We start from the raw sequence: 18,436 nt of genomic DNA, 5'->3' as shown, positions 1-18,436 counted from the left end.
CTCCTCTTTTTTCACGCTTTATCATATCATTATAAGGGTTTTTCCCATTTTTCACTGGACATAGAGCGATATTTGGTCAAGAATATAATAATAGATCATTTTGCATATGAGGGGTGCTCTTTGTGGATATAAACGACCTTTTCCGATCGATGAAGAATCATTCGCAGCGTCAGTGGACGCAGGGAAGCGGCGACAACGGCGAGGGGTGGGACGACGAGCGTGAGCGTATGCCGCGCATCGAGCTGCCGAAGGTGAAAAAATTCTGGTTCGTCCTCGGAGGCCTCTTCATCCTCTTCGCGGTCGTACTGCCGTGGTTCGCGACATTTATGACCGACCTCTACTGGTTCGAGGCGCAGGGCTTTGAGTCCGTCTTCTGGCGGCGTTTCTGGGCCCGCTGGGAGCTCTTTGCCGCGGCGCTGGCGCCAGGCTTCGTCATTTACGCGCTCAACTGGCAGCTTGCCTGGAAAAGGGGAGTGCGCCTGATGGAAGAGGCCGGGGCTGACGCGCTTGCCGGGCGCCGCGTCCGGCTGTTCATCCTCGGCGCGGCGCTGCTGGTCGCCGCCGTCAATGCGCTGAACGCGATGGGCATGTGGCATGAATTCCTCAAATTCATGAACCCCACGCCGTTCGGCACGACGGACCCGCTCTTCGGCATCGATATTGGATTTTATATCTTCAGCCTGCCCTTCCTCAAATTTTTGCAGCTCTGGATGCAGGGGGTGCTGATGCTTGCGCTTATCGGCTCCGCCGCGCTCTATTTCATGACGCGCTCCGTCAGCTTCACCCCCGGCCGGCTCTATGTCGCGCCCCAGGCCCGGCTGCACCTTACGCTGCTTGGCGCGCTGATCCTCATTCTCTGGGGGATCGGCTACTGGATCGCCCGTTACGAGCTGCTCTTCTCGCCGACCGGCGTCGTCTTCGGCGCGGGATATACCGACGCGCATGTGGTGCTGCCGGCCCTCTCCATCCTCGCCTTCGCGATGTTCGCCGCCGCGGCGCTGCTCTTCGTGAATTTTTTCAAGCCGATGTGGAAGTTCTCCGCGATCGTCATCGGACTGCTCATAGTCGTCGGCTGGGCGGCGCGCGGCGTCGTTCCCGGGCTTGTCCAGCAATACCGCGTAAAGCCGAACGAATACGAGATGGAAAAGGGGTATCTCGGCTATCATCTTGATTACACGCGCCGCGCCTTTGGGCTGGACCGCGTCACATCCGTGGCCTTCACGCCGGAGGCCGAGGTGACCGCCGCCGAGCTTGCCGCGGACAACGAGACGGTGCAGAACATCCGCCTTTGGGATTACTCGCCGCTGCTGCGCACCTACCGCCAGCTGCAGGCGATACGCACCTACTATAATTTCAACGACGTCTATATCGACCGCTACATGATGGACGGACGCAGCCGCCAGGTGATGCTCGGGGTCCGCGAGCTGGATCTCTCCAAGCTTCAGAACCCGACGTGGGTCAACACTCATCTGGAGTTCACGCATGGCTACGGCGTGGTGATGAACCCCGTCAACGAGATATCCTCCGGAGGGCTCCCCTATTTCTTCATGAAGGATATCCCGGTCCGTTCGGCGGTCGACATACCGGTCTCCCGCCCGGAGATATATTTCGGCACGGTGCCCTATTCTTATGTCCTCGTCAAGACCGACGTGAAGGAGTTCGACTATCCGATGGGAGACTCTAACGTTCGCTCCGTTTACAAAGAGGACGGCGGGGTCGCCATCGGTTCGCTGTGGCGGCGGCTGCTCTTCTCGCTGCGCTTCCGCGATTCGGAGATACTGTTTACGGGCGCCCTCTCGGCGGAGAGCCGCGTGCTGTATAACCGCAACGTGCGCGGAGCCTTCGCGCAGGTCGCGCCTTTCCTGATCTATGACGCGGAGACCTATCCGGTTCTCATCGACGGACGCATCAAGTGGCTGCAGGACGCCTTCACCTGGTCCGAGCGTTATCCCTATTCGAAGCCCTTTGAGACGGGAGATAATTCGCTCGCCCTCTTCCGCGGCGTGAACTATGTGCGCAACAGCGTCAAGGGCGTCGCCGACGCCTATACGGGAAAGATGGCGTTCTACGTCGTCGACGATAAAGACCCGATCATTCGCACCTGGATGAAGATATTCCCCGGACTTTTCAAGGATAAGAGCGGCATTTCCGAAGAACTTTGGCGACACATGCGTTATCCGGAGGACTTCTTCGAGGTGCAGACGGAGGTCTATACCACATACCATATGACCGACACGAATACCTATTATAACCGTGAGGATGTATGGGAGGTCACTCCCGTAGGGCGTGAGCGGCGCATACAGCCCAATTATGTGACGATGAAGCTTTGGGGCGAGGAGTCTCCGGAGTTCGCGATCATCGTCCCCTACATGCCGCTGGGGCGCGACAACCTCATCGGCTGGATGGCCGGACGCTGCGATCCCCAGAAGTACGGTGAACTGCTCGTCTATCAGTTCCCGAAGCAGAAGCTGATCTACGGCCCCGGGCAGGTGGAGGCGCTCATCGATCAGAATCCTGAAATATCGGCGCAGTTGTCTCTCTGGAGCCAGCGCGGTTCGGACGTTATACGCGGCGACCTGCTCGTCGTGCCGATCGGGAAGTCGCTGCTCTATGTGCAGCCGCTCTACCTCAAGGCGGAGAAGGGCGAACTGCCGGAGCTCAAGCGCGTCATCGTCTCGACGGGCGGGCGCGTCGCCTGGTCCGACAGCTTCGGCGCGGCGCTGGAGAAGCTGATGGGGCAGAAGGTGACGACCTCGACCGGAACTAAAACGGAGCCGGCATCTTCCGCGCCGGAATCGCCCGCTCCCGCCGGAGGCTTGAGTATCAAGGCCCTCGCGGAAGAGGCGCAGCAGCTTTATGATGCCGCGCAGAGCGCCCAGCGGAACGGCGACTGGGCTGGCTACGGAGAAAAGATAAAGCGGCTCGGCGACGTGCTGGGGCGCATGAAGGAGATGGGCGACTGATGTTCACGATGTTGTTCGGGGCCTTCGCGGCGCTTGCCGCGCTGGCGATGCTGCTGGGGTTTTACCTCTTCACGGCCTATGTCATGTACAGGATCGGGGATAAGTTCCGTATCGGTTCATATCTGGAATTCCTGATCCCCGTCTATAACGTGATGCTGCTCTGCGACTGCGCCGGGATCACGCGGTGGGTGACGGCGGGGATCGGAGCCCCGGCCGTCGTCGCCGCGCTGCTGAATTTTTTCAGCTTCGGATTTTTCGGCGGCAATATGGGGTATCTTGTCTCGGCGGTATTCTTCTTCTGCTGGATCTACCTCTGGGGCAGCATCGCGCAGCGGCTGGGAAAAAATTTCTGGCTGTGGGGCGTGCTGAGCTTTTTCTTCGGGGGACTGCCGCTGTTGATCCTGGCCTTTGACGGTTCGCTGCCCCGCAGGCGCTGAGTTTCTTTTCTCCCGCCGTTGACTTGGACGGGAGAATACATAAAATGTATATAAGTCGGGTAATTCAGATCTTAGAGGTGTTTCTTTGTGAGATTGTGTAAAGTTTTTGTCTTTGTCATCGCGCTCGCTGCCGTGTCTCAAGGGGCGGCATTTGCGGCGCAGAGCGCCGCGGACCTTGATTCTCTGGTACGGAAGCAGGCGGCTCTCGAGAACGGAGGGGGCGCGCTCTCCGGGGACGCGGCGGTTCTGTCGCGCGACGCGGCGGCGGGGGAGAAAAAAATCGCCGAAACGCCGGCGGCGATGCCCGCCATATACGGAGCCTCGCTGGCGCTGATCTCTTCGCCGGAAAAACGGGCGGAGGCGCGCGCCGAGTCGGAGCAGTACTTCGCTTCGGGACGCCGCGACAAGGCGGCCTCGGTGATTGCGCGCGCGCTGGGCTCGGAGAATGGTTTCTCGCTCTTTTTCCTCGGCAGTTTCTGCCTTAAGACGCTGCCGGCGGCCGGCGCGGCCGAGGCCCAGGCGGAATTTCTCACCGGTTTTATGCGCGGTTATTCAAAGACCGGGGTCCTGATGTTCACCACCGCCTCGGTCAAGACATTCCTGGCCTATCCAATAAAGCGCGGCGCTCCGTGGCGCGCCGTCCCCGCGGGAGCGGCGTCGGCCGCGCCGGACGAGCGTATCTACGTAGGCAGTGGAGTGGTCTTCATCCCCTTTGCCTACGGCTCGAAATTCAAGCTCGATATCACGGCCGGAAACGGCCCTGATGTCAGGATGTGGAAAATATTGCCCGACGGCGTGAACGTGAAGAGCTGGCCGGGAGGCAAATGGGAGAGGGAGGTCACCGTCCGCGGCGACGTCAAATATTAGCCGGCCGCCTTATCGGGCGCGCCGCCAGCGCGGCTCCGCGGGAACGGGGCCGCGCAAAGAGATGGAATGATTTGAAAGGAGCGTGCACTCTTATGAAAAAAATAATTGCGCTGATGACGCTTACGGCGGCGTTTGCGGCGGTATTCTGCGGAGCGGCCCTGGCCGCCGACTGGGATGCCTTTGTCGCGCAGATGGAAAGCAGGGAGAAGATAAAGAGCGAGGGACCGGCTTTCCTTGAACGGATCGCGCTGCTCGCGCCGGAGGGAAGCGAGCGCGAACTCTGGGAGCTCTCCTGCTCAGCGCCCTCTTTACAGACGCGGGCCGCGGCCTCTACGGCTCTCGTGAAGAAATGGTTCCCGGAGGGAGATCCCGCGAACTGGCAGCGGGTGACGGGATTTTTTCCGCCCTCCTCCTATGTCCCGAAGCAGATAGCGGCGGTCAACGCGCTCTTCAACGCCGTTACCGCGCTTTCGCAGATGCCTGACGGCAAATATGCCGCCGCCTATCTGATGAGGCAGTTTGCTCAGTCGTCAATGGGCAAGCTGGTCTTCATCGGCAATATGCCGGCCCAGTTCAGGAAAACGCTTGACAGCCTCATCGCGGAGACCAACATGGGAGGCGACTGGACCAGCGATAAGATCGAGGGGCCGTACCCATTCGTGCCGGTCTATAACGGCGTGAGGACATATGATTATGCGGTGAGCCGCGGCCTGCAGTTCCTCGACGGTTTTGGCGGCATCGCGGCCTCCGGCCCGTACGCCTGGGACCGCGCGCGGGGGACCGTCTACCGCATTGTGGACCCCAGCGCCAATACTATATGGGAAAAAGACTGACCGTTCGGAATACGCTGAAACGGCATCTTGGCTAAGCGGTTTGTATCGGCGGCGTCCTATTGCGGGGCGCCGCTTTTAAATGCCGTTGAGCGCCTCCATATTAGGCGTTGGACGCTAAAAAACAGGCGTGAATATAAAAACGCCGCCGTTGTCAGCGGCGGCGCGGGAAGTTTTCGATGATCGATTTTTATTCCCCAAGGAGCTCCTCAAGGATGTCGGCCGTCTCGCCCAGCGCTTCGGCGTCGATTTCATCAGGATCTTTGTTTTCCTTCTCAAGATCTTCAATGTGTTTCTTGAATGCCTCTACGCGCTCCGAAACGCCGGCATCTTCGTAGCCCTCCCGGAGCACCTTCATCTCTTTTTCGTCGGACAGCCTGTTTGTGAGGTAGCCAAAGAGGAATGTCGGCGCGCTGATGGCTGCGAGGCGCTTGTCTGATTTGCACCAGGGCTCCGCGAGATAGGTGGCGTCGTTAACCACGTCCTCGAGCTCGTCCTCTATTTCTTCGTCGGGTTCCGGGAAATCCCAGATATTGATGATGAAGAAGGGAACGTCCGGAGAGAGCGATATGGCGTAGTTGATCGCGTCGCGTACCTCTCCCGCCTCCGCGCCTGTCTCCAGCAGCGCGATCGCGCGCGCGTGCTCCCCGACGACCGATTCAAGCGGGTCGGCCTCAAGGCTGTCGAGGATATCTCCGTATAGCTCAAGGTCCAGCATGCAGCGGTAGAGCAGCGTGCGGCTGGGGAAAGCTCCCTCGTCGTCGAAATTGGCGAACTCTTTGGCCACTTCGTAAGCCTCTTCGGCGTTGCCGTCCGCGAGCAGGGAATAGCCGAGGTTCATCATCACCGTGCAGTAGACGAGCGCGTCTCTGTCTTCGTCAATGATGGAGGGCGCATCTTTCGCGTCGACGACGGCGCGGATCCCGTCCAGCGCCTCACGGAGCATGTCGAGGCTCTCCACGGCGTCTTCGTACTCCATCGTCTCCCATACGGCCAGTTTCCCATAGGGGCTGCCGGGGTCCTGTGTGAGGAGTTCCTCGCCGATCTCCCTTATCTCTTCGTTTGTCTGCGCCTCGTCAAGCTTATCCAGAAGTTCGTCCTTTGTCATGACGTCTTGTCCTCTCTTTATTTGTAATGTGTTCTTGTCCTTATTCTGCCGGAACATATCCTTATTATACGTTTAAATGCCGGAGACTACCAACACTATTGTGCCGTTATTCTGCAGCTTCATGATATATGCGAGCCCTCCGCGCCGGTCGTACCTCTGTCTGCCGTCCAGCACGGGGCCGTACAGTCCGAGCCTGCCCAGCATGCGCCGCGTCTCTTTCTGGCTGATATGCGGGTCAAAGGCCATGATGACCTGCTGGCAGATGCTTTCGTACTGGTCCTCTCCGTTGGGCAGGCCGCCGCGGCTGAATCCCATCGGTGTATCTCCTTCGGCGATGGTAAAGGAAAGGGCGATGTTCCTGAGCATCTTCGTCCCCGGCATCGTGTTGAGGTAGAGCAGGATCGCGTCGTTGTATTCGGCGACATAGTTGCCGTCCTCCGTGCGGATCATTTCGTTCTCAATGCGTGAGGAGGAGAAGCCCCACTTGACCTTGCGCGCGGCGATCTTCATGTGCATGATGAATACCGGCACGGAGATGCCGAGCCCCATATTCCCGCTGTCCTCGCCGTCGTCGGCGGCCGCGGCGGAATTTACCGTTATCATCATAAAAGCCGCGCAAAGTAGGATAATTTTTTTTATCAAAGTTTTTTCCTCGCTTATATCGCAAACATTATAGGCCATTATAGCAAATTTGCATAAGCTGCAAGTACCTTTTTAGAGTAAAATATCTCCTGAATTACGAGAGGAGTTTTGCAATGAAAGATTTTCTTGGAAAGTTTTTGAAGGTGTTCCTGATCGCGGCCCTTGCCAGCGCCCTGTTTGGCGCCGCCGCCTTTGCGGCGGACGGCGACGAGCCGGTGGAGATATATTTTGAAAGTCAGAGCGGTTCGCAGCCCGACTTGCTCGGCACCGCCTTTTTCAGGGCGGGAGCCCTCTGGGTCCCAGCGGAGGCGCTCCGCGTGATGGGGGTGCCCCTTGAGGACGGGCCGAACAACAAGGGTTTCTACCTTGCCGCGCTTGCCCCCGCGCAGGCATTCGACAGCCCCGCGCTCGCGCAGCTTGCGGGGCCTCAGATCGCGCTCTATTTTCCCTCGCTCTCGGTTGAGGGCATCTCATATTTCAATATGAGCGGGATGCAGAACCTCGTCAAGCTGGACTTCAGGAGAGAAGGGGGGATCGTCGTCTTTACCCCGAACAACAGCGCCAAAGGCTATGTTCAGAGCGGCGTCGCGAAACCAGCCCCGATATCCGGCAAGCTGACGATGGTCTGGGAACACGTGACGCTCGATAATCCCAATATCGGCGCGCAGAACGCGATCCCCGGCCTCGAAGTGATCTCGCCGACCTGGTTCAACCTCATGGACGCTAATGGCGGCATGGCGAACCGCGCCTCGGCTGCTTATGTGGAATCAGCCCACCGCAAGGGATACCGGGTATGGGGGCTTGTCTCCAACAGCTTCAACGCCTCAATGACGAGCGCCCTGTTCAAGAACGCGCGCGCGATGAACCTGTTCATGGCGCGCCTTATAATCTATGCTAAACTTTACGGACTTGACGGCGTCAACATCGACTTTGAGGGGATGAACGAAACAGACCGCGCGCAGTTCGTGCGTTTCGTCGCGCGGATCTCCGAGCTGCTGCGCCCCGAGGGACTCACCCTTTCTGTCGACGTATTCATCCCGGCGAACACCAAATCCTCGAGAAGCCATGATCGCGGCGAGCTTGCGAAATACGCCGACTATATCATGCTGATGGCCTATGACGAACACTGGCGCACAAGTCCGCGCGCCGGTTCGGTCGCTTCGATGCCCTGGGTGACGAAGGCGGTGGAGGGCACGCTCGCGGAAGGGGTGCCGGCCTCGAAACTTGTGCTTGGCGTTCCCTTCTATATGCGCCGCTGGGAAGAGACGAAGTCCGGCGAAGGCGTGAAGGTGAAGGGCTACACCCTGACGATGGCCGAGGCGGAGGAGCTCTCCGCAAAGCGCGTAGCGCCGATGCAGTGGCTGGAAACGCAGGGGCAGCACTATTTCACCTACGTCGCGAACGGTAAAGTGCAGAAGGTCTGGGTCGAAAACGCCGCTTCGATAGAGAGGAAGCTGTCGCTGGTCGGGAAGTACGGCCTCGCGGGAATGGCCGGCTGGAGAAAGGGGCACGAAAAACCGGAAGTGTGGCGTACTATCTCCTCTATAATGGGCAAGTAGGTAAATCGGCGTTTATACGCGCCGTCTGCGTCATAACTTTGGGGTCTGGCGTCCTGCGGTAAACGCATCCGCATGCTGCGGCAATTTGGATAATTTGAAAGAGTTCCCCGCCATTGGCGGGGAACGTTGCCTTGCAATCGCCGTATTAATATACGGCTCCGGTTCCAGAGCCCAAAGTTATTTAGCAACTCGCACTTCTAAACGCCGATTTACGCGATTGCGGGGAAAGATAAACTGCGATTTAGCGGGCACCCACAAAAAACAATATGTCGATATTCAGCGATTTTGATTTAGATTTTGACCTTGCCCCCCTCGCCGAGGGAGGTTTTAAAGGCATAAACCGTAGTTTATCTTTCCCCTCTCCAAAAGGAAATCAACGATAGCAGTTTTGCATAATAACAAAAAATCGGCGCGAAGAAGTGCCGTAGGCTAAATAAGCCGGTCTCTGAGTACCGGAGCCGTATTCTCCATACGGCGATTGCAAGGCAATGTTCCCCGCCATTGGCGGGGAACTCTTTTCAAATTATCCACATTGCCGCGGCATGCGGGTGCGTTTGCCGCAGGACACTCAGGGGCCGGCTTATGACGCATACGGTGCTTATTCGCGCCGATTTTTATAAACGCCGATTTACCAGCCGGAGCCTCCGCCTCCGCCCCCTCCGCCGCCGGAGAATCCTCCGCCGTCGGCGCCGGAGAAAGAGCTCGGAGCCTGTTCCGGCTTCATGCCGGAAGCCATGCTTGAGCCGAGCGCGTCCGAGAAGGAGCCGAAGCCGCCCGTGTTCATGAAGATGTAGGGAGTTGGTCCCGCGTACCACCGCGGCGTGTACTGTGCCTGCTCAAGAACCCTGGCGAAACGGTCGCCCCAGGTCTTTGCCGCTCCGAGCGCCATCGCGTAGGGCAGGAGCCGTTCAAAAAGTTCGGGGGTGTCTTCGGGCGCGTCCAGCATCTCCATACGGTCCTTTTCCGCGACAGTGATATAAAGGTTTAGTCCCTCCACTTCGCTGTTGAGCGCCTCTCCCTCCGCCGTGCGCCTGGTGACGAACGGGCGCATGATCGCGGTGACCGTCGCGGCGGCGATAAAGGGCAGGATTATCAAAAGGACGGCGTATTCTCCCTCAAATATCAGATAGGCGGCAAATGCCGCGAGAACGGCGGGAAAAACGGAAAGCGATATCTCCTTTGCTCTGGTAAAGAGGGAGCTACCGGGAGAGACCTTTCTTACGAAAGAAATGACTATCACAGCGCCGCCTAAAATGCCGGACGCCATCGTCGTCTCGGTGCTGTCGCCCGTAAAGGGCAGCGTCGACGCAAGCCCCGCGATAAAGATCAGCGCTCCGGTAAGGCAGAGCCCGAGCTTGTTGGAAACCAGTTTTTGGCTGAGGGCCGAGATACTGCGTCTGAGCCCGCCGTTGGCAGCCGATAGCTCTTTGGCGTACCTCTGTTCGAGAGTGATGCTCTCACGGTTTCCGGGGAAAAGCCGCATCATCATCGCCTCTTCATCCCGCGTCATCTTTATATCGTCATTCACCTTCACGAGCGTGAATACGCTCTTTTTACGGCCGAAGAACGAGGGCGGCTCGTCGCTTTCCTCTATTTTAAGCGCGCCCTTTACCGCCAGCCCGATGATATTTGCCGTCATCGAAACGCGGTCGACCTTCATCTCCTTTATGTAGCGAACGAACGCGGGAGACGAATTCTTGGGCGGATAGAAGCGCGGGATCACAGCCGGCGGCTCTCCGCCTCCGGTTCGCCTCACAAAGACGAAAACAAACCAGGCGCAGGAGAGTATAAGTGTCGCGAACGCTACCCAGCTTTGCGTGCGCTCGTCGCCAAAGGGCGACGGCGGCGGCAGGACGAGGCCTTTCTTCCAAGTGTAAACTACGGTGAGCCCCTCTCCCGCGGCCAACGGGTGTGTCGTGATCACCATATTTTTATCGACGAGCTTAGCGTCTTCCTTACGTCCGCGCTCTCCATAGGCGCCAACATACCACTCTATCGAGCGAAATGGTTCTTTGGCATACCTTTGCGGCAGCGAAACGCTGCATGACGCCTCCATTATCGGCCATGACCAGCCGTTGCCGGTTACATTCCAGTAAAGCTCGTCATAATCCTCAAAGAAGCCCACCTGGCGCGTCGTCGTATATTTTATCGTAAAGATATGGAGCCCCGGGGGGATCAGCGAATTGGGGTCGCCTATCTTCACATAGGCAAAATCACCCTCATAAGAAACGTCATAGGGAATATCCTCGCCGTCCAGCTTTACGGAATCTATGTCAAAACCGACCTCGAATGAACGGCCGTCTCTGTCCTTGTACCAGACGGGGAAGTTCCTGATAATGCCGCGTTTTATGCTCTTATTTTCCACGTTTACCAGCAGCTTTTCCTTGACCTCAAGAGAGCTGTCCTCACGAATGGCTATCGTGCTCCTGAAATTTTCAATGGTCTCGGCAGCCAGAGCAGGAAGAGCGGAGAAGATAAAGGCACAAAGCACGAACAACAGGCAGATCTTTGTCTTTTTCATTTGCCGCCTCCTTAAAATATATGCTATGCGGTTACCCTCTGATCGTTAAAAAGCGACCTTGGGAACGGTCCTCTCTGATTCGTCAGCCTCGTAATAGGGCAGCACGGAAAACCCCAGCGGACCCGCGATCAGCATTCCCGGGAACTGCTGCACAGCGTTGTTGAGGTTGCGGGCGGAACCGTTGTAATAACGGCGCGACATCTGGATCTCATCCTCTATCTTACTGAGTTCCCCCTGAAGCTGGAGGAAGTTTGTATTGGCCTTAAGGTCAGGGTATGCCTCGGCGACGGCGAATAGCGAGCGCAGCGTGGATGTCAGCATGTTTTCCGCCTTTATCCGTTCCGCCGTGCCTTCGCCCGCGTTTACTACCGCGGTCCGCGCGCGGGTCACGTCGTCCAGCGTGCTTTTCTCATGTCCGGCGTAGCCTTTGACCGTCTCCACGAGATTCGGAATAAGGTCGCTGCGGCGCTTGAGCTGCACATCGATGCCGCTCCATGCCTCCCGGGCCATATTTCTCAGTTTGACGAGCCCGTTATATGTCGCGATGACCCATATCACTACGAGCGCGGCTATTCCCAGTGCTATCCATAACGCCATGTGAAATTTCTCCTTCCAAATCGTCAATTTATTAATTAATTATACCTCTGTTATGGCGATACGTGTTAATATTTACGGTGTGAATAGGCAAATAAACGGTAAATAACAATGCCTGGTATGATAAAAATGGAACAGATATGGGGGAATGGAAATATGATAATAAGACTTATAGCCGATGACGGCCAGATGCGCTCGGCAAAAGTCGGGTTCAGCTGGACGGTGTTCTTTTTCGGTTTTCTGGTCCCGATATGCCGCGGAGACGCTAAGTGGGCCGTGATAATGTTCGCGGCCAGCGTGCTGACGCTCTGCCTCGCGCAGATAGTTTTCAGTTTTACCTATAACGGCACGTACATACGCGAGCTGCTGAGCAAAGGATACCGCCCGGAAGACGAATACTCAAAAGCGGTTTTGGTAGCCAAGGGCTACATAGCCGCGTAAATCGGCGTAAATCGGCGTTTATACGCGCCGTCTGCGTCATAACTTCGGGGTCTGCGGTCCTCGCCGTATTGATATACGGCTCCGGGCGCAGACCCCAAAGTTATTTAGCATCCGGCACGTCTAAACGCCGATTTACGCGATTGCGGGGAAAGATAAACTGCGATTTACGCGATTGGGAGGGAACGATAAACTGCGATTTATATTTTAAAGCCTCCCTCGCCGAGGGAGGTGGGCCGGCGCGCGATTTTGCGCCGGGTCGGAAGGAGTGTTGCACTGTGTGGCGCATGTTTTCAGCGCTACGCAGTGCCCGCGGCGGAAGCCGCGGAAGGCCAAAGACAAAACCAAGGTCAAATCTCCTCCACCCGCCTGCGGCGGGAGCCCCCTCGGAGAGGGAGCCTTTTAAAGGGCAAAGCCAAACCCGACGACTCTAGGCTCCGGCTCGGAGGCCGGAGCGACGGAAGGGCGCTAAATCGCTGTTTATCTTTCCCCGCAATCGCGTAAATCGGCGTTTAGACGTGCCGATGACGACGCGAAATAAGGCCGGAAAACCGCAGGCGCACTTTGGTGCGTCGAGGATTTTCCGGCCTTGTTGAGCTAAGTCAGCGGTGCGTATAAACGCCGATTTACCAGTTCGTTGATGGCGGCGACAGTATAATCGATCTCTTCCTCCGTGTTGAAATAGCCTGGGGAGAGGCGTAGCGCGCCCTCGGGGAAGGTTCCGAGCGTACGGTGGGCCAGCGGCGAACAGTGCAGGCCGGGGCGGCTTTCGATGCCGTATTGGTCGCTGAGGGCGCGCGCCAGGGTCCCGTTGTCCATACCGTCGATGTTGAAGGCGTATACGGGAAGCCGCGGACCGCTGCCGCCGGCGGCGCCGAGCAGTCGGATACCGTCTATTGAAAGCAGCCCCTCTTCGAGGCGTCTTCCAAGTTTCTCCTCTTTGGCGGCTATCTCCGCGACGCCGGTCTTTTCGAGCCATTCGAGCGCGGCGTCCAGTCCCGCCATTCCCGGAAGGTTTGGCGTGCCCGCCTCGAATTTATCCGGCATAAGGGCCGGCTGTGTCTCTTCGTGGGATAGGCTGCCGGTGCCGCCCACGGAAAGCGGCGCGCATCTTTCGGCAAACTCGGGATTCCAGACGATCCCGCCGGTGCCTTGCGGGCCGAAAAGTCCCTTGTGCCCGGTGAAGCAGAGGGCGGCAAGGCCGAGTTCCCGCGCGTCGACAGGCAGGAGCCCCCCGGTTTGAGCGCAGTCCGCAACGAGCGGCACGCCGCGTCTGGCGCAGATCTCGGCGGCCTCTTCGAGCGGCTGAACGGAGCCGCAGACGTTGCTGCAATGGGTCATGACTACGAGATCTGTTTTTTCAAGCAGCGCCTCGGAGAGGGCCTTGGGCGGCAGGTATCCGCGCAGGCTGCACTGCAGAACGTCGACGAGAACTCCCTGTTTCTGCAATTCCCGTAGCGGGCGCACCACCGAATTGTGTTCCATCGAGGTGGTGACAACGCGCATCTCGGGCTTGAGGAACCCCTTTATGACGATGTTCAGCGAGTGCGTGACGTTGGCGGTCAGGGTCACATATTTGGGATTGGCCTTGGCGTAGCCTCCAAATAGCTTGGCGGCGCGCGCGCGGGCCGTAAATATGATGTCCAGGCTTTTTATGTCGCGTTCCGAGGCTGAGCCGCGCGCGGCGTTTGCCCCGGAGCGCGTCATGAAATCAAAGACCGACTGCGGGACCTCCTGCGGCTTGGGCCAGGTGGTGGCCGCGTTGTTGAGATAGATATGTCTCATATCAGCCGAGGACGATCGGCTTATCCGTCCCGAATACAGCCTCGGAGATCTCAAACATGTTGGAGATGGTCCCGATCGTGATCGCTTCGGTGATGCCGAAATGCTTCGTGCAGGTGCCGCAGATCAGTATCTTCGTCCCCATCGTCTCCAGCTCCCTGAGTGTGTCGAATGTCGACGCCTCGGGCAGTCCCATCTTGACGCCTTCGTTCATCAGGGCGATCACCGACGGGGGCGTGGCGCTCTTCGACAGCGTCCCGAGGTATGCCTTCATGAGCACCTCTCCGAGGCCGTCGGAGGGGGCGCCTATCTTGTCGGAGGTGAAGAGTATCGCGGTGCGCGGCTCGCTTTTGAGAGCCGTCGCCGGTCCGCCGCTCTTTTTGCCCGTTATATATATCCCTTCGGCCCTGTCCTCGCGTGAGGCCTCGTATCCGCGGCTTTCAAAGAAACGGGTAACGTTTCCCGCCGCGACTTCGTTGTCCACACATGCGCGGATAGCCTCGGTCCCTTTGTCCGCCTCTTCCTTTACAAGCAGGACGGGTTTGGGGCATTCCAGTTTTCTTGCGTCGATCTCGATCATGTTTTTCTCTCCTTACATTTCTGAAAAAATCGCTGACTATACGAACCGCGCGGCGGCCGGATAATCAGCGGCAGATATGGCTTTGGCGGCAGACGCGTCGAAACGGCGTAAATAAGATCGCGTTTTCTTCTGCAAATTTTATTTGATCAGCGTTTCCTTAAAAAAGCGATGAATTTATCCACGAGCTGCGGATCGAGGCGTGTTCCTGCCTGGGCGCGCAGCCGTTCTATCACTTCTTCGTCGGTGGGGAGGCGGCGTCCAGGCCAGGGGCGCGTCATCTCGTTCCAGGCGTCCACGACGGCGAATATCCTTGCCGACAGCGGTATCGCGCTGCCGGAGAGCCCCTGCGGGAAGCCGGTGCCGTCCCAGTTCTCATTCCACGCGTACGGCAGCGCGGAGGCGGGGCGCAGGAGCTCTATCTCGTTCATGAAGTCTCTTGATTTTATCGGGTATTTGCGGTATTCACGAAGCTCCGCCGGCGTGAGCGGGGAGGTTTTCGTGCGTATGGAGAATGGCAGCGAGAGCATGCCCATGCGGCTGAAGAGCGCTCCCAGGTAGATATAGATCAGTTCTTCCTCTTCCATGCCGTTTTCTTTGGCGAAATCGCGTGTTTTCGCGGCGCATCTGATGAGCCCGGCGCGGAATTTTTCGTCTCCCGGAGAAAAAGCGGTCGCGATGTCCTCAAGCGCCTTCATACAGAGGCGCCGGCCTGCTTCCGCGAAGCGTCTGTAAACGGAGATCGTTATATCGTCCGCCTTGTTTTTCTCTCCCTGTTTGAAGTCGAAGAAGGCCATGAAGTCGTTCATCGTGCGCTGGATGCTCGTGATCTCGTCACGCCTGCGGTCGATCGTGATGCTGCGCGCGTCTCCTGATTCGTCGCGGATGGCCTCGATCTCACGCTGCAGCCGCTTCATGCGGTTCGTTATCTGGAATTTCATGAAAAATCCGAAGAGGAATACGACGAAGAGCGCGGCGACGGCGAGGATGAAGAACAGTATCTGCAGTTCACGCTCGGCGCTTTTGATATCCACGTTGGGGGCGATGCCGGAAATCCAGAAGGCGGGCACTCCGGCGTGATCCCGCACGAGTATGCGCCCTGTGATGAACGAATTTCGCGGGTCATTGTTGAGTATCATGTTCGGCAGCTCCCGCCCCAGGTCTTTCTTGGAGACGGGTTCCACGGCAAAGGTGAAATGGAGGCCGCTGGCTACCTTGTGGATCATTTTCGGCGAGAGAGCCATCGTTGCGATAAGGTATCCGGCCTGGCTGCCGCCCTTATCGGAGCGGCGGATGTGCTTGACCGCGAAAAAGATCGGTTCGTCGCCCTTCATCACGATACCGCTGGTGCCGTCATCCGGAAGATTTTTAAGCATTTCCTCTCCCTGGTTGCTGAAGATCGCGCCGATCTCGCTCTCAGGCGTGGAGCTGTCGTCGGGGGCGCTGTAGTCGCGGGAGAATTTGACGTTGAAGTCGTTGTCGATGAATATCAGCGAGGAGACGCCGATCTCCGTCAGCACGGTGCGGTTGAGATATATATTGGGATAGTCAGGGTTGAGCCCTGTCATATAGTCCCACGCCTTGTCCGAGTAGGCCCAGTTGCCGGCTATCGCCGAGAGGGTGCGCGCCTCTCCGTTCAAGGTCACCACCGTCCTGGAAAGGTCCCTGGTCATACGCTCTCTGTCTGTCTGCTCGGCCGATGTGATCAAAAAGTTTGTGAACATCACGTCGAGTATGAGTAATACGGACAGCAGTATCATTCCGAGAAATAGTTGCGTTTTACACCTGAGCGTCATCTGCACCCCTCCGGCTGAATATGGATTCTCTAATTTATATCAACATATATTGTAACAGAATTTCTTGGAAATAAGACAAAAAAACGCTTAAACGGGAGGCTGATAAATTGTGAAATCCCACAATTATAGGGTAAAATAATTAAGACGGCATGGAGTTGTGAAAACAGGCGCGGAATGGGTTTGAGATACAGCGTACTTATGTATGGGAGTGATTCTTTTGACTTGTGACGGTGCGGTTGAATATATGAGGAAGCGGTCAGCCGGCCGCGGAGGCGCCGTCGTCTCTCTGCAAGTCTGCCGCGAAGCGGCCGCGTTGAGCGGCCTTTCCATGCGCGAAACGGAGATATCCGCGCTGCGCGGCGGGATGTGTCCCTCGCGTTATGAGCGCACGATCGGTACCTTTGGGCTTGAGGGGCAGGCTAAGCTGCTTGAATCCTGCGCGGCGGTCGCCGGCTGCGGCGGCCTCGGAGGCTGGATAACAGAAATTCTCGCCCGCGCCGGCGTAGGCAGGCTCATTCTTATCGACGGCGACGCCTTTGACGAAAACAACCTCAACCGCCAGCTTTACGCCACGGAAGAAAACCTCGGCGAGCCGAAAGCCGCCGCCGCCGCGGAGCGCGTGCGGCGCGTCAATTCGAGCGTCTCGGTCAAACATTATGAGATCTTTATAAATGAGACAAACGGCGTGAATATGATCGCCCCCGCAAATGTCGTGCTGGACGCGCTGGATAACAACAGCGGACGCCGGGACGTGTTCAGCCTTTGCCGGCGACTCGGCATTCCGTTCATTCACGGGGCGGTGGCCGGTTTTTTCGGGCAGGCGGCGGTCATGCGCCCTCAAGACAGGGCGCTGTGGGAGAACACAGATACTCCCGATAAAGGAATAGAGCTGACGACGGGCAATCCCCCCTTTATACCTCCGTTCATCGCCTCGGTGCAGGCGGCGGAGGCACTGAAAATCCTTGCGGGGCTTGAGGGCGGGCTGGAACACACGCTGCTCTGGTTCGACCTCATGCGCTGCGATATGCAGAGGCTGAAATTAAGATGATGAAGACAAAAATAGTACTTGACGCGCACTTTGACATGCTGCTCGATGTGCTGACGCTGCGCCGGCGCGGCGGGCATGCCGTCATGGAGGAGCGTTTTCTGCCGGGGCTTCGCGCCGCGGGGGTGAACGCCGTGGTCTGTTCGGTGTTCATTCTCGACGAACTGGTCCCCGAGGGGGCGCTGAGAAACGCGCTCGACCAGATATCGGCGCTGCGGGCCGATCTTGAGGAGTCGCCCTCGTTCGCGCTTTGCCGCAGCGCCGGAGAGTGCCGCGCCGCCGCTGCGGACGGCAAGGTAGCGCTCTTTCTCTCCCTCGAGGGGGCGGAGCCGATCGGGAGGGACATCCTGCTGCTGCGCGTATTTTACGAGCTTGGGGTGAGGCTGCTGGGGCTTGCGTGGTCGCGGCGGAACTACGCCTGCGACGGCGTTTCCTTTGCGGCAGCGCCCCCCGTATCGTCGCAGGGCTCGCTGACGGACTTTGGCCGCGAGCTGGCGGCCGAGGCCTGCCGCCTCGGGATGGTGATAGACGTGAGCCATCTGAACGACGCCGGCTTTCGTGAGATCGCCGACGTCATGAAGGTGCCGTTTATCGCCTCTCATTCAAACTGCCGCTCTCTGGCCTCGTCGCCGAGGAATCTCGCCGACTGGCAGCTGGCCTCTCTGGCCGCGGCTGGCGGCGTCGCCGGGATGAACGCCTACGGCCCGTTCGCGGCCGACGAACCCTCCGCCAGGACCCCTGAAGCTCTGCTTGCGCATCTTGACTATATCGTCAGCCACTGCGGAGCCGGGCACGCGGGGATGGGACTGGATCTTTGCGCCTGCCTCCTGTCCGTCAACGCCGGTTACATAGATGAGGGCGACACGGATCTTTTCAAAGATCATGCCGACGCCGGAGAGAGGTTCATCAAGGCCGTGCGCAGAAGGTACGGCGAGGGTGAGGCCGACGGCATTCTCGGCGAGAATTTTATGCGCGTCTTTGAAAGGGTGATGGGCTGTTGATGGAAAGATACGGTTACCCCGTCGTCGTCTACGAGGAGCGCGGCTCCGAAGGGACGGTATGGATCGGAAATTTTCCCGGGCTCAACGGCTGCTGGGTCGAAGGCTCATCAAAGGAAGAGGTGCTCGCGAGGGCCCCTTTGGTCCTCCGCGAATTCGCCGCCGCCTCGCGCGAGCTGGAATGGCGGCTCCCGGAGCCGCCCTCCGTTGACGAACTCGAAGAGACTGGCGCGGGAGAGGTCCATTTCATAGAAGAATCTTTATAGGAACGTGGTGATA

Annotated in this window: 16 protein-coding genes; 9 read left to right on the top strand and 7 right to left on the bottom strand. The window is 58.1% G+C overall.

What is annotated here, in order from left to right; translation table 11 throughout:
- The first annotated feature begins 122 nt into the window (after positions 1–122).
- The 4 genes from CLOEV_RS12420 to CLOEV_RS12405 all read left to right on the top strand — a co-directional run bounded on the left by CLOEV_RS12420 (position 123) and on the right by CLOEV_RS12405 (position 5,100).
- The gene (locus CLOEV_RS12420) at positions 123–2,963 is read left to right on the top strand and encodes a UPF0182 family membrane protein (RefSeq protein WP_034444081.1); all 2,841 of its coding nucleotides are present in this window, start codon (positions 123–125) and stop codon (positions 2,961–2,963) included.
- Positions 2,963–3,400 (top strand): hypothetical protein, encoded by a 438-nt coding sequence (locus CLOEV_RS12415; protein WP_034444079.1) that lies wholly within the window; start codon positions 2,963–2,965, stop codon positions 3,398–3,400. Before CLOEV_RS12420 ends, CLOEV_RS12415 begins: the two co-directional genes overlap by 1 nt.
- 87 nt (positions 3,401–3,487) lie before the next feature.
- The gene (locus CLOEV_RS12410) at positions 3,488–4,267 is read left to right on the top strand and encodes a hypothetical protein (RefSeq protein WP_008713399.1); all 780 of its coding nucleotides are present in this window, start codon (positions 3,488–3,490) and stop codon (positions 4,265–4,267) included.
- A 92-nt stretch (positions 4,268–4,359) separates the two neighbouring features.
- Positions 4,360–5,100, top strand: a complete 741-nt coding sequence (locus CLOEV_RS12405; protein ID WP_034444075.1) for a hypothetical protein — start codon at positions 4,360–4,362, stop codon at positions 5,098–5,100.
- Between the two features lie 187 nt (positions 5,101–5,287).
- On the opposite strand, the gene CLOEV_RS12400 is transcribed toward CLOEV_RS12405, so the two are convergent.
- Positions 5,288–6,205, bottom strand: coding sequence for a hypothetical protein (locus tag CLOEV_RS12400; RefSeq protein ID WP_008713395.1), 918 nt, complete (start codon positions 6,203–6,205; stop codon positions 5,288–5,290).
- A 72-nt stretch (positions 6,206–6,277) separates the two neighbouring features.
- Entirely contained in the window at positions 6,278–6,847 is a 570-nt protein-coding gene (locus tag CLOEV_RS12395; protein ID WP_008713393.1) for a hypothetical protein, read from the bottom strand.
- Between the two features lie 113 nt (positions 6,848–6,960).
- On the opposite strand from CLOEV_RS12395, the gene CLOEV_RS12390 reads away from it, so the two are divergent.
- Positions 6,961–8,406 (top strand): glycosyl hydrolase family 18 protein, encoded by a 1,446-nt coding sequence (locus CLOEV_RS12390; RefSeq protein WP_051485069.1) that lies wholly within the window; start codon positions 6,961–6,963, stop codon positions 8,404–8,406.
- Positions 8,407–9,034: 628 nt separating this feature from the next.
- Here the strand turns inward: CLOEV_RS12390 and CLOEV_RS12385 are convergent.
- Both CLOEV_RS12385 and CLOEV_RS12380 read right to left on the bottom strand, forming a co-directional pair.
- The gene (locus CLOEV_RS12385) at positions 9,035–10,927 is read right to left on the bottom strand and encodes a DUF2207 domain-containing protein (protein ID WP_034444071.1); all 1,893 of its coding nucleotides are present in this window, start codon (positions 10,925–10,927) and stop codon (positions 9,035–9,037) included.
- A gap of 45 nt (positions 10,928–10,972) precedes the next feature.
- Positions 10,973–11,524: a LemA family protein gene (locus tag CLOEV_RS12380; protein WP_008713385.1), complete on the bottom strand. Its 552-nt coding sequence runs from the start codon at positions 11,522–11,524 to the stop codon at positions 10,973–10,975.
- A gap of 153 nt (positions 11,525–11,677) precedes the next feature.
- Between CLOEV_RS12380 and CLOEV_RS12375 the strand changes: the two genes are divergently transcribed.
- Complete coding sequence (locus CLOEV_RS12375; protein ID WP_008713383.1) at positions 11,678–11,962, top strand: hypothetical protein; 285 nt, start codon at positions 11,678–11,680, stop codon at positions 11,960–11,962.
- A 594-nt stretch (positions 11,963–12,556) separates the two neighbouring features.
- On the opposite strand, the gene CLOEV_RS12370 is transcribed toward CLOEV_RS12375, so the two are convergent.
- The 3 genes from CLOEV_RS12370 to CLOEV_RS16145 all read right to left on the bottom strand — a co-directional run bounded on the left by CLOEV_RS12370 (position 12,557) and on the right by CLOEV_RS16145 (position 16,114).
- On the bottom strand, positions 12,557–13,744 hold the full coding sequence (locus CLOEV_RS12370; protein WP_034444069.1) for an aminotransferase class V-fold PLP-dependent enzyme: 1,188 nt from the start codon (positions 13,742–13,744) through the stop codon (positions 12,557–12,559).
- 1 nt (position 13,745) lies between these two features.
- Complete coding sequence (gene yedF, locus CLOEV_RS12365) at positions 13,746–14,321, bottom strand: sulfurtransferase-like selenium metabolism protein YedF (RefSeq protein ID WP_034444066.1); 576 nt, start codon at positions 14,319–14,321, stop codon at positions 13,746–13,748.
- Positions 14,322–14,467: 146 nt separating this feature from the next.
- A complete protein-coding gene (locus CLOEV_RS16145) occupies positions 14,468–16,114 on the bottom strand; it encodes an HD domain-containing phosphohydrolase (RefSeq protein ID WP_008713375.1) in 1,647 nt (548 codons plus the stop codon).
- A gap of 244 nt (positions 16,115–16,358) precedes the next feature.
- Here CLOEV_RS16145 and CLOEV_RS12355 point away from each other — a divergent pair, with 244 nt between their 5' ends.
- Genes CLOEV_RS12355 through CLOEV_RS12345 form a run of 3 tightly spaced genes read left to right on the top strand, consistent with a single transcriptional unit; the run spans position 16,359 to position 18,423 of the window.
- The gene (locus CLOEV_RS12355) at positions 16,359–17,162 is read left to right on the top strand and encodes a HesA/MoeB/ThiF family protein (RefSeq protein WP_147564267.1); all 804 of its coding nucleotides are present in this window, start codon (positions 16,359–16,361) and stop codon (positions 17,160–17,162) included.
- Positions 17,159–18,160, top strand: coding sequence for a dipeptidase (locus CLOEV_RS12350; RefSeq protein WP_034444063.1), 1,002 nt, complete (start codon positions 17,159–17,161; stop codon positions 18,158–18,160). The genes CLOEV_RS12355 and CLOEV_RS12350 overlap by 4 nt, the downstream gene beginning before the upstream one ends.
- A complete protein-coding gene (locus CLOEV_RS12345) occupies positions 18,160–18,423 on the top strand; it encodes a type II toxin-antitoxin system HicB family antitoxin (RefSeq protein WP_034444060.1) in 264 nt (87 codons plus the stop codon). The genes CLOEV_RS12350 and CLOEV_RS12345 overlap by 1 nt, the downstream gene beginning before the upstream one ends.
- Positions 18,424–18,436 lie beyond the last annotated feature (13 nt).

It is taken from the genome of Cloacibacillus evryensis DSM 19522 (genome assembly GCF_000585335.1).
GTDB lineage: Bacteria > Synergistota > Synergistia > Synergistales > Synergistaceae > Cloacibacillus > Cloacibacillus evryensis.
Note: the sequence above shows the minus strand (reverse complement) of the source record. Positions and strands in the feature narration are given on the sequence as shown.

Excerpts from the sequence above, each read along its gene's own strand:
- CLOEV_RS12385 (WP_034444071.1), bottom strand. The coding sequence starts at position 10,927 with ATGAAAAAGACAAAGATCTGCCTGTTGTTCGTGCTTTGTGCCTTTATC.
- yedF (WP_034444066.1), bottom strand. The coding sequence starts at position 14,321 with ATGATCGAGATCGACGCAAGAAAACTGGAATGCCCCAAACCCGTCCTG.
- CLOEV_RS12345 (WP_034444060.1), top strand. The coding sequence starts at position 18,160 with ATGGAAAGATACGGTTACCCCGTCGTCGTCTACGAGGAGCGCGGCTCC.
- CLOEV_RS12370 (WP_034444069.1), bottom strand. The coding sequence starts at position 13,744 with ATGAGACATATCTATCTCAACAACGCGGCCACCACCTGGCCCAAGCCG.
- CLOEV_RS12415 (WP_034444079.1), top strand. The coding sequence starts at position 2,963 with ATGTTCACGATGTTGTTCGGGGCCTTCGCGGCGCTTGCCGCGCTGGCG.
- CLOEV_RS16145 (WP_008713375.1), bottom strand. The coding sequence starts at position 16,114 with ATGACGCTCAGGTGTAAAACGCAACTATTTCTCGGAATGATACTGCTG.
- CLOEV_RS12355 (WP_147564267.1), top strand. The coding sequence starts at position 16,359 with ATGAGGAAGCGGTCAGCCGGCCGCGGAGGCGCCGTCGTCTCTCTGCAA.
- CLOEV_RS12380 (WP_008713385.1), bottom strand. The coding sequence starts at position 11,524 with ATGGCGTTATGGATAGCACTGGGAATAGCCGCGCTCGTAGTGATATGG.
- CLOEV_RS12390 (WP_051485069.1), top strand. The coding sequence starts at position 6,961 with ATGAAAGATTTTCTTGGAAAGTTTTTGAAGGTGTTCCTGATCGCGGCC.
- CLOEV_RS12350 (WP_034444063.1), top strand. The coding sequence starts at position 17,159 with ATGATGAAGACAAAAATAGTACTTGACGCGCACTTTGACATGCTGCTC.
- CLOEV_RS12375 (WP_008713383.1), top strand. The coding sequence starts at position 11,678 with ATGATAATAAGACTTATAGCCGATGACGGCCAGATGCGCTCGGCAAAA.
- CLOEV_RS12400 (WP_008713395.1), bottom strand. The coding sequence starts at position 6,205 with ATGACAAAGGACGAACTTCTGGATAAGCTTGACGAGGCGCAGACAAAC.
- CLOEV_RS12405 (WP_034444075.1), top strand. The coding sequence starts at position 4,360 with ATGAAAAAAATAATTGCGCTGATGACGCTTACGGCGGCGTTTGCGGCG.